The sequence below is a fragment of the Faecalitalea cylindroides ATCC 27803 genome, from assembly GCF_000469305.1.
Taxonomy (GTDB): domain Bacteria; phylum Bacillota_I; class Bacilli_A; order Erysipelotrichales; family Erysipelotrichaceae; genus Faecalitalea; species Faecalitalea cylindroides.
The window spans coordinates 74720-89952 of the sequence record NZ_KI271016.1; the positions used below are offsets into that span (position 1 = coordinate 74720).

16 protein-coding genes are annotated in these 15233 nt (G+C 35.8%); 14 read left to right on the top strand and 2 right to left on the bottom strand.

All coding sequences use genetic code 11. From position 1 onward, the window contains the following. Positions 1-30: 30 nt before the first annotated feature. The gene (locus tag HMPREF0367_RS06280) at positions 31-402 is read left to right on the top strand and encodes a hypothetical protein (protein ID WP_035402346.1); all 372 of its coding nucleotides are present in this window, start codon (positions 31-33) and stop codon (positions 400-402) included. A gap of 46 nt (positions 403-448) precedes the next feature. Then, complete coding sequence (locus tag HMPREF0367_RS06285) at positions 449-1273, top strand: Cof-type HAD-IIB family hydrolase (protein WP_035402347.1); 825 nt, start codon at positions 449-451, stop codon at positions 1271-1273. Positions 1274-1280: 7 nt separating this feature from the next. Here the strand turns inward: HMPREF0367_RS06285 and HMPREF0367_RS06290 are convergent, their stop codons facing one another. Then, the gene (locus HMPREF0367_RS06290) at positions 1281-2393 is read right to left on the bottom strand and encodes an FAD:protein FMN transferase (RefSeq protein WP_035402349.1); all 1113 of its coding nucleotides are present in this window, start codon (positions 2391-2393) and stop codon (positions 1281-1283) included. A 109-nt stretch (positions 2394-2502) separates the two neighbouring features. On the opposite strand from HMPREF0367_RS06290, the gene HMPREF0367_RS06295 reads away from it, so the two are divergent. From HMPREF0367_RS06295 to HMPREF0367_RS06325, 7 genes are read left to right on the top strand one after another with little or no spacing between them, the layout of a single operon-like run. After that, positions 2503-3798, top strand: a complete 1296-nt coding sequence (locus HMPREF0367_RS06295; RefSeq protein ID WP_022355942.1) for an RnfABCDGE type electron transport complex subunit C — start codon at positions 2503-2505, stop codon at positions 3796-3798. 12 nt (positions 3799-3810) lie between these two features. Continuing rightward, the gene (locus HMPREF0367_RS06300; RefSeq protein ID WP_035402351.1) at positions 3811-4980 is read left to right on the top strand and encodes an RnfABCDGE type electron transport complex subunit D; all 1170 of its coding nucleotides are present in this window, start codon (positions 3811-3813) and stop codon (positions 4978-4980) included. Then, a complete protein-coding gene (locus tag HMPREF0367_RS06305; protein ID WP_022355940.1) occupies positions 4977-5486 on the top strand; it encodes an RnfABCDGE type electron transport complex subunit G in 510 nt (169 codons plus the stop codon). Before HMPREF0367_RS06300 ends, HMPREF0367_RS06305 begins: the two co-directional genes overlap by 4 nt. Positions 5487-5500: 14 nt before the next feature. Next, positions 5501-6154 carry an electron transport complex subunit RsxE gene (rsxE, locus tag HMPREF0367_RS06310; protein ID WP_035402353.1) on the top strand — a complete coding sequence of 218 codons (654 nt, stop codon included), beginning with the start codon at positions 5501-5503 and terminating at the stop codon, positions 6152-6154. A 1-nt stretch (position 6155) separates the two neighbouring features. Beyond that, a complete protein-coding gene (locus tag HMPREF0367_RS06315; protein ID WP_022355939.1) occupies positions 6156-6731 on the top strand; it encodes an electron transport complex protein RnfA in 576 nt (191 codons plus the stop codon). Beyond that, complete coding sequence (locus HMPREF0367_RS06320; protein WP_022355938.1) at positions 6731-6910, top strand: hypothetical protein; 180 nt, start codon at positions 6731-6733, stop codon at positions 6908-6910. Before HMPREF0367_RS06315 ends, HMPREF0367_RS06320 begins: the two co-directional genes overlap by 1 nt. A 5-nt stretch (positions 6911-6915) precedes the next feature. Then, complete coding sequence (locus HMPREF0367_RS06325) at positions 6916-7221, top strand: (Fe-S)-binding protein (RefSeq protein WP_015535216.1); 306 nt, start codon at positions 6916-6918, stop codon at positions 7219-7221. A gap of 5 nt (positions 7222-7226) precedes the next feature. Here HMPREF0367_RS06325 and HMPREF0367_RS06330 read toward each other — a convergent pair whose 3' ends face one another. Continuing rightward, positions 7227-8867 carry an Rqc2 family fibronectin-binding protein gene (locus HMPREF0367_RS06330; RefSeq protein WP_035402356.1) on the bottom strand — a complete coding sequence of 547 codons (1641 nt, stop codon included), beginning with the start codon at positions 8865-8867 and terminating at the stop codon, positions 7227-7229. A gap of 86 nt (positions 8868-8953) precedes the next feature. On the opposite strand from HMPREF0367_RS06330, the gene gmk reads away from it, so the two are divergent. From gmk to HMPREF0367_RS06355, 5 genes are all read left to right on the top strand, one after another. Continuing rightward, entirely contained in the window at positions 8954-9532 is a 579-nt protein-coding gene (gene gmk, locus HMPREF0367_RS06335) for a guanylate kinase (RefSeq protein ID WP_022355936.1), read from the top strand. An 84-nt stretch (positions 9533-9616) separates the two neighbouring features. Further along, positions 9617-10345: an SDR family NAD(P)-dependent oxidoreductase gene (locus tag HMPREF0367_RS06340; protein WP_187365571.1), complete on the top strand. Its 729-nt coding sequence runs from the start codon at positions 9617-9619 to the stop codon at positions 10343-10345. 209 nt (positions 10346-10554) lie between these two features. After that, a complete protein-coding gene (locus HMPREF0367_RS06345) occupies positions 10555-11226 on the top strand; it encodes an ankyrin repeat domain-containing protein (RefSeq protein WP_015535215.1) in 672 nt (223 codons plus the stop codon). 12 nt (positions 11227-11238) lie between these two features. Next, entirely contained in the window at positions 11239-13311 is a 2073-nt protein-coding gene (fusA, locus tag HMPREF0367_RS06350; protein ID WP_022355934.1) for an elongation factor G, read from the top strand. A gap of 83 nt (positions 13312-13394) precedes the next feature. Further along, complete coding sequence (locus HMPREF0367_RS06355) at positions 13395-15131, top strand: ABC transporter ATP-binding protein (RefSeq protein ID WP_035402363.1); 1737 nt, start codon at positions 13395-13397, stop codon at positions 15129-15131. Positions 15132-15233 lie beyond the last annotated feature (102 nt).

Sequence of the window (15233 nt, forward strand, 5' to 3'; positions counted from 1 at the left end):
TTTCGTGTATAATCTTTGTAAGGAGATCATATGCGCTTTAAATATCTTTGGAATCCAGGTTTACCTAAAAACGAAATTCATAATATCGAGAATGGCTTATATAGTGATGAACAAATTCTTTTTTTGTGTGAAACAATCATGAATTCATACCGAATCAGAAAAAAGAAGTTTATACCTGTTGCGATTTTAGTTTTTGTAATCGTAATCATTTTGACATTAACTACTTTATTTATGATCGAAGATAAGACAGCAGGTATTTTTGCCTTTTTGGTTACAGTAGGTTTATGTAGCGGGCTGTTGTTATTTGTCTATGAAAATCATATTGAAAAAGATCGTAGACAATTTATTGTTGCGCTCTCTAAAAAGTATCCTGAATATGTTGAATTATGCAAAGATAACTAGTTTATCTTGCATATTTTTTTTGTTAATATAATGACAGGTGATGCATATGAAGACATGTAAACTTGTGATATGTGATATAGATGGAACGATTGTTGTAAAACATAAAAAATTAACATCAAGAGCCAAAAAAGTCATTAATCTACTTCAACAAAATGGTATATATTTTGGTATAGCATCCGGTAGACCAATATTTCAAATCAAAGAAACGATCAAAGGGTGGGGGTATGATGATTTTGATGTTTTAATTGGATTGAATGGCTCTTCATTAAAAGATTCTTTGACACAAAAACAATATGAATACTTTAGGATGAAAAAAGAGTGGATCAAAGAAACGATCGAATTGATGAAACCATTTGATGCGCATCCATCCATCTATACAAACAATGCGCAAATCTTTGTTTTTGAAGATGACTTTTCGCGCCAGGCATCTACTTTTTCAGGATTGAAAACGATTGTGACTCATGATATGGCTTCTATGTATCTGAAAGACAACGCAAAGATCATGTTTCGTATAGAGGAATCTAAAATGCCTCAAGTAGAAGAATGGATAAAAAATCATCCATCTGAACATTATATTGGTTTTAAGACTCAACCTAATTTAATTGAATTTTGTGACAAACGTGTTTCAAAAGGATATGCGTTAAGATCATTCTGTTCAATGCATGATATTGATTTAGAAGAAGTTGCTGCCTTTGGAGATACGAGCAATGATAATGATATGTTAAAAATCAGTGGTCTTGGTGTCTGCTTGTTAAATGGAAGCGAAGATACCAAAGCAGCTGCAGATATCATAACAGATAAGACATGTGATGAAGATGGCTGGGCAGATTATATGGAAAAGCACTTCATTTCAAAATATATAAAAAACTAGCACAAGGCTAGTTTGAAAGAGTGACATCCTTACGGATATTATCTGTTGTTTTAATAATAAAGTCATTACATTCGATATCGGATGTGATGGCTTTTTCTTTATCTAGGATCCAAATGACACCGATATCATAGGTATCTTGTAAAGAAGAAATAAAATTAGCTCCATCTTCATAACTCATATTAAATAAGGCTGTGCTTAAACCATCTGCAAGGGTAGAATCATTACATATGATCGTGACGCTTCGTACATAGTTTGATGGATAACCGGTTTGTGGATCAATGATATGGGTGTATCTTTGATCGCTTATTTCATAATATCTTTGATAATCTCCACTTGTTACGATAGCTTTATCTTTAGTTGTGGTATATCGTACCAGGCTGGATTGTTGATCAGGGTTTCGAATACCAATTCGCCATCCATCGCTTTTCTCTGAGAGCAGGACAACATTTCCTCCAGCATTGATAAATCCGTTTACTAGTCCATTTTCATTCAAAATCTCTTTGCATTTTTGAGCTGTATACCCTTTGGCAATTCCACCTAAATCTAATTTTAATTCTGGATCTAGATAATGGATCGTATTGTTTTTTATTTCCAATTTATCAAAGCCGGTATGCTGCATCGCTTCTTGGATCGCAGAAGCATCTGGTAAAATACCATCTTTTCCTTCATCGTTTAATACAATACTTTCTTCTCGAGCATCATGCCATAAAGAAAGTACAGCTCCTTGTGTAATATCAAATTGTGAACTTAAACTATAGACCTTTTGTGCTTGTTGTATACATTCGATTAAATCGTCATCAACTTGAACATAGGAGTCGGCTGCTTCATTGTTTAGAGTATAGACGTTGTTGATTCCTTCATAGCTGTTGTATTGATCAAATAACTGATTATATTTTGTGAAAGTATCACGAACGATCGTTACATATTGATCAAATTCAGAAGGAGAACATGTCGCCTGAAAATCAATGGAAGTGTCAAAACCTACATCTGTTAATGTGATGTTTTGAGTTTTGGAAGAACTATTTTCTCGATTTGATATGTATGAAGTAATACATACTATAAGAAACAAAAAACAGCAGGACAACAAGAGCCATTGTTTGATTTTTGATACCTTTTTCATGAGTAATATTATATGTGAAAATTGTGTGTTTGTGAATACGAAAAGGGTTGTAAAGAACGAAAAATAAGACTAGAATTATAGATGAGTTTACTTAGGAGGAAGGTAGCATATGTCACTATTTTTAGGACCTATGAGACATCATATCCCGGGGAAAAAAGAACTTACAGAAAGTGTACCTTTAATGGAACTTCAGCCTAAAAAGGAAGTTTATATTCCTTTGGTAGCTGGAGCAAACACAGACTTTGAGATCTTTGTTCAGGAAGGTGATGCCGTCAAAGTTGGGACAAAACTAGCATGTACAAAAGCTGGGTTCTGTGTTCCAATTTATTCCAGTGTATCTGGAACGTATAAAGGGATCGTCAAACGAATGCATAATTCATTACGTCCACAAAATCACATGGTAATTGAATGTGATGGAAAACAAGAAAAGATCCAAGCTTTTAAACCTCTCGATTATAAAAGTGCTTCTAGAGAAGAATGTGTCGAGTTTGTGAAAAATGCTGGGATCGTTGGACTTGGTGGAGCAGGGTTTCCTGCTTATGTAAAGTATTCAAAACCAGAAGGCATTGACTGTGTTTTGATCAATGCGGTCGAATGCGAACCTTACATCACAGCTGATTATCGAGCTGTTATGGAAGATTGTTCTTCTTTGATCACGGGTTGTAAGATCATGAAGAAAATGGCAAATACTGACAAAGTCTATATTTGTATCAAAAAGAGTCATCCGGATTTAATAGAAAAAGTTCAATCCGAATTGCATGATGCACAAGGAATCGAAGTAAAACCAGTTCCAGATGTATATCCAATGGGATGGGAGCGTGTTTTGGTGCGTGAAGTTTTACATAAAGAATACAACGCATTACCAGCAGAAGCAGGTGCAATTGTAGGAAATGCCAGTACAGCAATTGCGATTGCCCATGCTTTTGAAGATGGAGATGCGATTTATGAAAAATGCTTGACCGTAAGTGGGGAAGGCGTTAAGAAACCAACAAATGTTAAAGTTTGTGTTGGTATGCCCGTAAGTGAAATCATTGAAGCTTGTGGCGGTTATACAAGTGAGAATGTTCGTTTGATTGCCGGTGGGCCAATGATGGGTAAAACGATCGTAAATGATATGTTTGTCGTTGATCGAGCAATGAATGCGATTACTGTGCTTCCAGATAAGCCGGTTGATGCGATTGCGTGTTTACGATGTGGTCGATGCAGTGACCATTGTCCAAGTGGTTTGCAGCCAGTTCGTATTTCACAGGCATTAAAGGCAAACGATGTAGACGAGATGGCAAAACGTGGAGCCAGCAGCTGTATCGAATGTGGTCTATGTACCTATATCTGTCCATCAAAAATTGATGTAACAGAAAATGTTCGTAAAGCTAAGCGAATCGTAGCCATGAAGAAAAAGAAGTAGGAGGCTTAGATTATGAAGTTTACTTTTCATGTAAGTCCCAATATAAAAGATCGTTTTTCAACACAGCGTATCATGTGGGAATTGACCGGTGGCTTAATGGTCATCTTCGTTATATCTTGTATATATTACGGAACTTCATACGGAATGAATTATGCGATGCAGGCAATCATTCTTCTAGCAAGTTCATTGATTACAACTTTAGTTTGTGAAGCTATTTTTGCGTTATGTACAAAGAAAAAACCATTGGATTATATCAAGACATCTTTTGGCTGGGTAACATCTATTATCTTGACGATGATGGTTCCAATTTCAATGACACCATATGCATTGATCATCGCAACAGCTTGTTGTATCGTACTTGGTAAATTGTTGTTTGGCGGGTTTGGTAATAACATTTTTAATCCGGCAGCAGTAGGTAGAGCTATCATCTTTGCTTCATTTATGGGAGCAACGACAGATTTAGTTACAAGCGCTACACCAACGACTGTAATAGCTTCTACATATAACTGGTTACCAGCTACAAGTTCTGTTTTAGATACTTTCTTGGAGCAGTTTGGAGGGTTCATGGGCTTAGCTCTTGGAACGTATCCTGGTGCTATTGGTGAAACATTCTCTATTGCGATTATCTTGGTTGGTATTTATCTTGCATTCCGTCAAGTGATTGACTGGCGAGTTCCTGTTACATATCTTGGAGGTATCTTTGTCTTAACGGCAATTGTTGCTCTATTAACTGGAATCGAATCTTATCATGGTATACCTGGATTTATCTGGTATCCAGTGTTACATCTGTTAACAGGTGGTGTGATCTTTGGTGGAGTATTCATGTTAACCGATCCAGTAACAAGTCCAACGAGTGCTGGAGGAAGAGTGATCTTTGCTTTAGGAGCAGCTGTACTAACTGTATTGATTCGTTTAAAAGCCAATCTTCCAGAAGGTTGTCTATATTCAATTTTATTGATGAACTTATTTACACCAATGATTGAAAATGCTTTAGATGGAAAACAGCTAGAAATCAAAAAGAAAGTATGGACTGGTTTTATCTGTATAGCGATCGTTGGATTAGGTGTTTCATTCTATGCAGCAAGTTCAATTGAACCAGTAACAAAAATTGAAAGCGAAGCAACTTCAATGGTTGTAGATAACGTGCCGGTTGAACACGTTCAAGAGGAGGTTTCTCTATGAACAAGATCTTAAAACTAGGTGTTTTTCTAGCTGTTGTATCAGCTATAGCAGGCGGAGCTTTGGCTTTTGCCAATGAAATGACAGCTCCTGTCATCGCTGCAAACAATGAGAAAACTGAAAAAGCAGCTTTATTGCAGATGTATCCAGATGCATCAGAATCTGATTTTGAAGAAGTAGAATTTAAATCAGAGTCTACAACAGTTCAAAAAGTTTATAAATATAATGACTTATTTATCTTTAATATGAAAGTAAGTGGCTATAAAGATGGTACTACATTCCTGGTTTCTATCAACAGCAACGATAAAATCATTGATAACTTTTTAGCTATGAGCAACGGGGATACAAAAGGATTAGGTTCTAAAGTCTTGGAAGATGATTTTAAAAACAGTCTTTTGCAAAAGAGCTCAGAAGAAGAATTAGATACGATTTCTGGAGCGACCGTTTCTTCGCAACCAGTTGTCGATGCAATCAACGAGGCATCAACATATGTTGATGAGCTTAAGTAAGGAGGGACTTGATTATGAATAGGTTTCAGAATTTTAAAAATGGCTTATTAAAAGATAATCCAGTATTTTCTCTTTATCTTGGTATTTGTTCGACCTTAGCTATTACTACAAGCGTAAACAACGGTTTGGGTATGGGTGTTGCCGTAATCTGTGTATTGATCATGTCCAATGTGATCATTTCATTAGTAAGAAATATTACACCTGAAGAGATTCGTATCCCTGTCTATATCGTTATTATCGCAACTCTTGTTAAGATCATTCAAATGTTGATCGAGGCTTATGCACCTGCACTTAATACAAGCTTAGGTGTGTTCATTCCTTTGATCGTTGTAAACTGTATCATCTTAGGACGTGCTGAAGCATTTGCCAGCAAACACGGTGTTTTGGATTCAGCATTAGATGGTTTAGGAATGGGTCTAGGATATACTCTAGCTGTTACATCTATGTCTTTGATTCGTGAAGTTTTATCAACTGGTATGATTAATTTAGTGAATCCATTTGATGAAACGCAGGTACTGTTTAATATTCGTATCCTTCCAGATGATTATGTAATCAGTATGTTTAGTTCACCTGTAGGAGCTTTCGTTACATTTGCGATATTAGCGGCCCTTGTAAGTGTTTATAAAAAACATGCTGATCAAAAAGCGGCAGCTAAGGAGGTAAAGTAGTATGGGTGAGTTAGTTACTTTATTGGTTACGAGTGTTTTGATCAATAATGTTATCTTAAATCAGTTTTTAGGAATGTGCCCATTCATGGGTGTTTCTAAGAAACGCAGTTCAGCAATCGGTATGGGCGTTGCGGTCATGTTCGTTATTGTCGTGGCTGCAATTGTAACATATGGTTTGTATTATCTTGTATTGGTACCACTAGGATTAGAATTCATGGATTTGATTACGTTCATTCTTGTTATCGCATCTTTGGTACAGTTAACGGAAATGTTTATCAAGAAAACAAGTCCATCTTTGTATAAATCACTTGGTGTTTATCTACCTTTGATCACTACAAACTGTGTTGTATTGAATGTATGTTTGGTTAATATTTCTAATCATTATGATTTTGCTCAAATGCTTATATATTCATTTGGCACGCCATTGGGTTTTGCTTTGGTATTGTATATTTTCTCTACGATTCGTGAACGTTTAGATCTTTGTGATGTACCTAAACCATTTATTGGAAATCCAATCGCATTGATCGTTGCAGCTATTATGTCTATGGCGTTTAGTGGATTGGCAGGAATCGTTTAATGAAAATCGTTTTAGCAATCTTATTTTTTGCCCTTTTAGTGACAATTTATATCGTGCTTTATTTAATGAACAAAAAAACCCCACTTCCAGAGGGGTGTGAAAATTTAAAAGCCGACTGTGAAGGCTGTAAGGATTATGCTTGTACGAATAATCCAGCGCATAATTCTAGAAAGGATTAAGCTTTATGTTATATGCAATTTTAATGATGTTAGTTTTAGGGGCAGTCTTGGGCTTAGGCCTTGGAGTTGCTGATAAGTATTTAAAAGTAGAAACAGATGAGCGTGTTGACACTGTAACGGGAATGCTGCCTGGTTATAACTGTGGTGGTTGTGGATATCCAGGCTGTTCAGGTATGGCAGAAGCTTTGGTATCTGGTGAAATGGATCATATTGCCTGCAAACCTTGTAAAGATGACAAGAAAAAAGAAATTGTCGATTATCTTGCAAGTACACCTGGTCCAGATGGAAATACGATAAAAATCAAGGGATAGCTTGGCTATCCCTTTTTTGCATATGTATGGATCCATTCTTCAATCTGCCTAGGATCTGGATCGATATAAATTGTTTTGTATGATTTCATTGTCACAAAGCCAATTTTAGAGCCGGGTACTTTTTTGATTTGAGAAATAGGGCAGTAATCAACAGGAACACTGCTTGATTCTTTTCCTTTTGAATAATAAGCAGCTAAATTTGCACACATACGTATCAATTCTTCATTTAATTCATCAGTTTTTATCAATACATGACTTCCGTGGTAATCTTTGACATGAAACCACATATCTTGTTTACGGGAAAGATGATGCGTAATGTAATTGTTTTGAATGTTATTTTTGCCAACATAGATTTCTGCATTTGGTAATACGAGCTTTAAAATATTTGGTTCTTTTTTCTTCTTCTGTCTATGATTGATCTTCTTTGGCATCAATACCCGTTGTTTGATGAGTTCTTCTCGAATCTCCAGAGCATCTTCTACAGAGCAGAATTTCAATTGCTGCTGCAACTGTTCAAAGTATTCAATTTCTTTTCTACACTGTACGATTTGTTCTTGTAGAATGATTTCTCCACGTTTTAGTTTATGATATTTTTGATAAAATTTATTGGCGTTATCCTTGATATCAAAACGCATATCAAGTGGAATTTCTATCATTTTACCTGTTTCAAAGCTTTCAAGACGAATGATTTTTTCTTTTTTGATCTGCGATTGATACGCAAAGAGCAGATCTCCATACTCTTTGTATTTCATATAATCTTGAGATTCATGAAGGCTTTCTTCCAATTTCGGCAATTTTTTCTTTAATTTTGCGAGTTCTTTATCAACTGTTTTAAAAACATCACCACATTGCTCCTTGATTCGTTGTTTCTGTTCTTTTTCGATAAATAAATGATCAAGTCCATCCATAAAATCATAGACTTTAGGTATTTTTTCAAGATGTTTTAATTCAATACAATGAAAATCTTTATCATAAACATAGAGTTGATTGGATTGAAATATTTCTTCTAAAATGTCTTCGAACTTTTCGTTTTTGTGTAAACGGTAGATAAACTCTTTTGATAACAAAGGAGAAAAGCCATAAACCTGATCCACAAGACTTTGATCAAGATCCAATGATTGAATGTGTCTAGGATCTTGTTTAAGAGGTTGTGGTGGTAGGGTGTATTTTGCTCCAGGATGAACTAAGCGTTTTGAATTTTCAAACACGGGAATGCGCTTTAAAGCATCAATAATGATATCTTTTTCATCAACCAAAACTAGATTGGCGTATTTGCCCATTAATTCAGCATATAACTTTAGATGAGATATATCTTGAAATTCATTTCTTGCTTCAATATCAAAACGAACGATGCGATCAAATCCAATTTGTTCAATATTTGTAATAATAGCTTGTGAACATTGTTTTCGAAGCACCATAACAAAGTTAGAAGGGCTTGGTTGTGTATTCCTTAAACTCTTAGAGATGTAAACACGACTGGTGTTGGAATGAACGTTGATAACTAGGCGTTGAGCCTTTGCTTTGCGTGGATGGATATGAAAGAGTATTTCTTCATCCGATACGTTTTGCATTTTTCCAATCTTACAAGGTGTTAATTGATTGAGTTTATTTGTTAAAGTATGTAAAAGTAATCCATCGATTGCCATAAAATCTCTCCTTTATAGTCCAATTGTATCATAAAGTCTTTGACAGTCGAAGTGATGACTTGTACAATGTATAAAAAGGAGAGTTTATGAAAAAAGGGTTATTGATTATTCTCAGTGGTCCAAGTGGAGTAGGAAAGGGTACAGTTCGTCGTTATTTTGAAAATGATGAGCGATTAAATCTCGCCTATTCAACATCTATGACAACACGTGAACCACGAAATGGTGAAATCGACGGGAAAGATTATTTCTTTACTTCACGACAAGATTTCGAAAACGCAATTAAAAATGGTGAATTATTGGAGTATGCAGAATTTGTTGGAAACTACTATGGAACACCATTAAAAGAAGTTGAAAAATTAAGAAATGAAGGCAAGAATGTTATTCTTGAAATCGAAGTTCAGGGAGCAACACAAGTTCAGGAAAAATGTCCAGATGCCTTAAGCATTTTTATCATACCTCCATCAATGGAAGAGCTGGAAAAACGAATTCGTGGAAGAAAAACGGAAGCTGAGGAAATCGTTCAACAGCGTCTTGCCAAAGCGGCCCAGGAAATGAAGATGATTCCTCAATATAAGTATATCGTATGCAATGATGATCCTAAGCTTGCTGCAGAATTGATCACTACGATCATCTTAAGACATATTGAATTAGAAGAAAATAAATAGGCTGAACTATCAGCCTTTTTTTCTAGGCATATCATTCGCTTTTTTATGGATCTGTGTCCATAATAAAAGTAGGAGGTAATACGTATGACAAAAAAAGTATGTATCATAACTGGCGGTACGAGAGGTATCGGATTTGCAAGTGTGAAAGCCTTTTTAAAAGAAGGTTATCAAGTGGTGTTTTATGGCTCAAAAGAAGAAACCGTTACAAATGCTTTAAAAAACTTGAATTATGATAATGTAGAAGGAAGATGGATCAATTTAAATGATGAAAAGCTTGTAAATGAAGATTTTACCCAAATTAAAGAAAAATATGGAACGATTGATGTGCTGATTAATAATGCTGGTCTTTCGGATTCGGCATCATTTTTAGATTATGATGTAGACCGTTTTGATAAGATCATGAATTTAAATTTGCGTGCAGTATATATTACGACACATGCAGCTGCAACTATCATGAAAGAGCAAAATCATGGTGTCATTTTAAATACAAGTTCTATGGTGTCTTTATATGGACAGTCAGCTGGCGTAGCATATCCAGTAAGTAAATTTGCGATCAATGGCTTAACTAAATCATTAGCTAGAGAACTTGGTAAATATGGTATTCGCGTTAATGCGGTAGCTCCAGGAATTATTAATACAGATATGGTAAAACAGCTTCCTAAAGAAATGATCGAACCTATGATCAATGCAATTCCATTAAAACGAATTGGGGAACCAGAAGATATTGCATCCGCTTTTGTTTTCCTTGCTAGTGATAATGCAAGCTATATTACAGGAACTATTTTATCTGTTGATGGAGCAATGATGTCTTAATTGGTTTTGAATCTGTCTTAGTTGGTACTTGATTTGCCTTTTGTAAGAAATTTAATATAATGAAAGCACTTACGAAGGGAGTGGTAATGATGAAAAATGTTCCAACTGTTTCAACAAGATTCCACTCTTTTCCACATTTATAACTGGGGTACGTTTGCGTGTTCCAGTTTTTATATTTTTGATCGCTATAAAGAACGGAGGAGATTAAAATGGATCAAAATTTCAACAAGGTTTTCTGGGATGCTTGTGCAAATGGCGATTTTGCGATGGCAGCAAGTCAAATTAAGGCAGGAGCCGATGTAAACTATCAAAATGGAGATGGACGTACAGCTTTGATGCGAGCATCAAAAAGGGACAGAAAAGATGTGGTACAGCTGTTGATTGATAATGGAGCCGATGTTAATTTGGTGGATAATAAGGGTAAAACGGCTTTAATGGCAGCTGCCAAAAAAGGAAATAAAACAATTTGTAAAGCTTTACTTGATGCAGGAGCTGATGTGAATGCAAAAGATGATCGAGGACGTACTGCTTTGATGCGTGCTGCTTTATTAGGGCAGGATCGTTGTGTTGAAGTATTGCTGGATGCTGGAGCAGATATCAATGCACAGGATGAAGTTGGACGTACAGCTTTGATGGAAGCTTGTATCGCTTTTAAACGTGATACTGTTTCCATGTTGTTGGAAAGAAATGCAAATGTAAATTTATTTGATAATAACGGATGTACTGCTTTGATGCGTGCTGCCTATGGAGGTTATCCAAGCCTTGTTGAAAAACTTTTATCTTATGGTGCCGATAAAGACATGGAAGATAAACAAGGAAACGTTGCACTTGATTACGTGCGTGAACATTGCCGAGCTCAATTAGAGCCGATCTTACGTTAAGGAGGTTTTTCCATGAGAGACTATTTAAGCAGTGAAGTACGTAACGTTTGCGTCATTGGACACAGCGGTGCGGGAAAAACTTCTGTATTGGAATCCATGTTATATTATACGAAAGCGACAGATCGATTTGGTAAGACTTCAGAAGGAAGTTCAATGATTGACTTTGACGCTGAAGAAATTCGCCGTGGTATCAGTGTCTACACGTCCATCGTTCCAATTGAATGGGAAGACTGTAAAATCAATTTTATCGATACACCAGGTTATCTTGATTTTGTTGGAGAAAAACAAGCTGGATTTGCCGTTGGTGACAGCTGTTTGATCGTAGCAAATGCAAAAGATGTATTGGAATCAGGAACTCGACTTGCTTATAAACAAGCGATTGCCGCTAAAAAACCTACAATCTTCTTTATTAATAAACTTGATGAAGAAAACACAAGTTTCCAGGAAGCTTATGATAAACTTCATGAAGCCTTTGGTAAGAGCATCATTCCATTTGAAGTACCAATCGTAGAAAATGGAGAATGCGTTGGTTCTGTTAACATCATTCGTAATAAAGCATGGTACTATAAAGGACCTAAGGCTGATGGCGACAAACCACATCCAGTACCAGAAGATATGCAGGAAGAAGTTAATCTATATAAAGATCAGATTGCTGAAGCAGTGGCTATGGGTGATGATGATCTTATGGAAAAATTCTTCTCTGGAGAAGAATTCACCGATGCAGAATTAACTCGTGGTGTTCGTATTGGTGTTCGCAATGGTGAAATTTGTCCGGTATATTCAGGAAGTGCAACACAGTCTATTGGTATTCAACGTTTAATGGATCTGATCGTTACATATTTCCCAACATATTCTGAAAAAGGTATGTATACGGCGACTTCACCAAATGATGTAAAAGTGGAATTGATGACAAGTGAAAAAGAAGTCTTAACAGCGCAAGTCTTTAAGACGATCATTGACCCATTTGTAGGTCGAATCTCATATGTTAAAGTTTTAAGTGGTGTTCTATCAAGTGATTCTGTGGTTTCAAATGCAAATAATGGAAAACCAGAAAAAGTAGGTACGATTTTTATTATCAAAGGTAAACACCAAACGGCTGCTGGTAAATTATTTACAGGCGACATTGGGGCTATTCAAAAGCTTCAATATACGAAGACCAATGATACGCTGTGTGAAAAAGGAAAGCTTGTTATGGCAGATCCAATCGTATTTGATGAGCCAATGTATGGGCAGGCTGTTTTACCTAAATCAAAGAACGATGAAGATAAACTTTCAAATGGTCTGGCAAGGCTGCAGGAAGAAGATCCTACTTTCAAAGTAATAAACAATGCAGAAACAAAAGAGACTGTCATTTATGGTATTGGTGATCAGCATCTTGATATCATCGTTAACAAATTAAAGAACAAATATAAAACAGAAGTTACTTTATCCGATCCTAAAGTAATGTATCGCGAAACCATTACAAAAACAGCTGTTGGAGAAGGACGTCATAAAAAACAATCTGGTGGTCATGGGCAGTTTGGTCATGTGTTTGTTGAATTTACACCAAATCCAGATGAAGAAGAAATGGTGTTCGCAGAGAAAGTATTTGGTGGTGCAGTTCCAAAACAATATTTCCCAGCTGTTGAAAATGGACTTCGTGAATGTTGTAATGAAGGTACTTTGGCTGGCTATAAAATGGTTAATGTTAAAACGACATTGCTGGATGGAAAATACCACGATGTAGACTCGAGCGAAATGGCATTTAAATTAGCAGCTCGTTTAGCATTTAAAGATGCTATGACGAAAGTGAAGCCAATTTTGTTAGAACCTATCATGAATGTTACTATTAAAGTACCTGATGAATACACAGGAACAGTCATTGGTGATCTAAATAAACGCCGTGGAGCTATCATGGGTATGACACCGGATGAAGGAGATCAGATCATCGAAGCACAGGTTCCTATGTCACAAATGGCAAAATATTCTGTTGAATTAAGAAGCATGACGCAAGGTCTTGGAACATATACAATGAGCATGGATCGTTATGATCCAGTTCCAGAACCATTTGCTTCTAGAATTATTCAGGAACACAACAAAGATTAAGCAAAAAAAGGCATCTAATGATGCCTTTTACTTTGGAAAAAACATTTTTTAGATTATAATAGTCTTCGTTTGGAGGATTTGATATGAAGTTGTTTAAGCATTTTTTACAATATTATAAACCTTATAAAACTGTTTTTTTTCTAGACTTGTTATGTGCTTCGATCATTTCGATCGTTGATCTTGCATTTCCTTTGATCTTGAATTTTTGTACAGACAATCTGTTTATGCAGAGTCATTCTACAATTCTTTCAACTCTTGGTATTTTGGCAATTGCCTTATTGGCGTTATATCTTTTACGCTCTGTTTGTCGTTATTATGTTTCAGCGCAGGGGCATATCATGGGAGCCAACATGGAAAAAGATATGCGAAAAGATTTGTTTGATCAATATCAAAGATTATCTTTTTCTTATTATGATCGTCATAATACGGGTGTAATGATGTCAAGGGTCGTATCCGATTTGTTTGATATTAGTGAGTTTGCGCATCATGGCCCTGAAAATCTATTTATCTCTCTTGTAAAGATCTTTGGTTCCTTTATCATTCTTTATATTATCTATTGGCCATTGGCACTTTTATTGTCAATCGTAACATTCATTATGTTAGTCTTCAGTTACCGACAAAATAAAAGCATGCAGAAAGTGTTTATGGATAATCGAAGAAAGATCGGTGATGTGAATGCCCGCTTACAAGATTCATTATCAGGTATTCGTGTTGTTCAATCTTTTACCAATGAAGATCTTGAAAAAGAGAAGTTTGCTCAGTCCAATGATGCTTTTTTAGCTTCGAAAAAAAGCAATTATTATGTAATGGGCACCTATCATTCTACAAATAATTTTTTTCAGGGATTGCTATATATAACAGTGATTATTGGCGGCGGATATTTCATTGCGACAAGTGATCTGAGTCCTATTACTTTAGCTACATTTGCTCTTTACATCAATATCTTTATTGCACCGATTGAAGTGTTGATCGAATTCACCGAGATGTTCCAAAAAGGATTGTCTGGCTTTAAACGTTTTGAAGAGGTAATGAAAGAAGTGCCGGATATTCAAGATAAAGAAGGAGCTAGAGATTTACATGATGTTAAAGGGGATATCTGTTTTGACCATGTAAGCTTTTCTTACAATCAAGATGAAAATGTCTTAAACGATGTAAATCTTACGATACCTGCCGGCAAAAAGGTAGCTCTAGTTGGACCAAGTGGTTCTGGAAAGACCACGCTATGTTCTTTGGTCTCTCGATTTTATGATGTCAAAGGTGGAAAGATTACTTTAGATGGTGTGGATATTCGAGAATATAAAGTTAAATCTTTGCGTCAATGTATTGGACTGGTTCAACAGGATGTTTATCTGTTTACTGGAACTATTGAAGAAAATATTGCCTATGGTAAGTTAAACGCTACACATGAAGAAATTGTCGAAGCTGCCAAAAAAGCAAATATCCACGATTTTATCATGTCCTTGCCAGAAGGGTATGATACTTTTGTAGGGGAAAGAGGAACACGTCTATCGGGTGGACAGAAACAAAGAATTTCAATTGCACGTGTTTTCTTAAAAGATCCAAAGATCTTAATCTTGGATGAGGCTACGAGTGCTTTGGATAACGAAAGTGAACGTATCATTCAAAAAAGCTTGGAAGAATTATCTAAAAATCGTACTTGTATCACAATTGCTCATCGTCTTTCTACGATTCGAAATTCGAATGAAATTGTAGTATTGGATTCAAATGGTCTTCATGAAAGAGGTACACATGAGGAATTGATGGAATTAAATGGTACATATGCACGATATTACCAATTACAATTTGAAGGTCTGCATTGATATGTAGACCTTTTTGTGCTATAATCGTTTCGATGCTTGAGTAGATACAGAACGAGAGTCTGTAATCGAAGTTAGTGAGCATTCATTCTTTGTTTTATACAT

Bases quoted from the DNA above. Each gene is read 5' to 3' on its own strand.
- HMPREF0367_RS06280 (WP_035402346.1), top strand. From the start codon at position 31: ATGCGCTTTAAATATCTTTGGAATCCAGGTTTACCTAAAAACGAAATT.
- HMPREF0367_RS06285 (WP_035402347.1), top strand. From the start codon at position 449: ATGAAGACATGTAAACTTGTGATATGTGATATAGATGGAACGATTGTT.
- HMPREF0367_RS06290 (WP_035402349.1), bottom strand. From the start codon at position 2,393: ATGAAAAAGGTATCAAAAATCAAACAATGGCTCTTGTTGTCCTGCTGT.
- HMPREF0367_RS06295 (WP_022355942.1), top strand. From the start codon at position 2,503: ATGTCACTATTTTTAGGACCTATGAGACATCATATCCCGGGGAAAAAA.
- HMPREF0367_RS06300 (WP_035402351.1), top strand. From the start codon at position 3,811: ATGAAGTTTACTTTTCATGTAAGTCCCAATATAAAAGATCGTTTTTCA.
- HMPREF0367_RS06305 (WP_022355940.1), top strand. From the start codon at position 4,977: ATGAACAAGATCTTAAAACTAGGTGTTTTTCTAGCTGTTGTATCAGCT.
- rsxE (WP_035402353.1), top strand. From the start codon at position 5,501: ATGAATAGGTTTCAGAATTTTAAAAATGGCTTATTAAAAGATAATCCA.
- HMPREF0367_RS06315 (WP_022355939.1), top strand. From the start codon at position 6,156: ATGGGTGAGTTAGTTACTTTATTGGTTACGAGTGTTTTGATCAATAAT.
- HMPREF0367_RS06320 (WP_022355938.1), top strand. From the start codon at position 6,731: ATGAAAATCGTTTTAGCAATCTTATTTTTTGCCCTTTTAGTGACAATT.
- HMPREF0367_RS06325 (WP_015535216.1), top strand. From the start codon at position 6,916: ATGTTATATGCAATTTTAATGATGTTAGTTTTAGGGGCAGTCTTGGGC.
- HMPREF0367_RS06330 (WP_035402356.1), bottom strand. From the start codon at position 8,867: ATGGCAATCGATGGATTACTTTTACATACTTTAACAAATAAACTCAAT.
- gmk (WP_022355936.1), top strand. From the start codon at position 8,954: ATGAAAAAAGGGTTATTGATTATTCTCAGTGGTCCAAGTGGAGTAGGA.
- HMPREF0367_RS06340 (WP_187365571.1), top strand. From the start codon at position 9,617: ATGACAAAAAAAGTATGTATCATAACTGGCGGTACGAGAGGTATCGGA.
- HMPREF0367_RS06345 (WP_015535215.1), top strand. From the start codon at position 10,555: ATGGATCAAAATTTCAACAAGGTTTTCTGGGATGCTTGTGCAAATGGC.
- fusA (WP_022355934.1), top strand. From the start codon at position 11,239: ATGAGAGACTATTTAAGCAGTGAAGTACGTAACGTTTGCGTCATTGGA.
- HMPREF0367_RS06355 (WP_035402363.1), top strand. From the start codon at position 13,395: ATGAAGTTGTTTAAGCATTTTTTACAATATTATAAACCTTATAAAACT.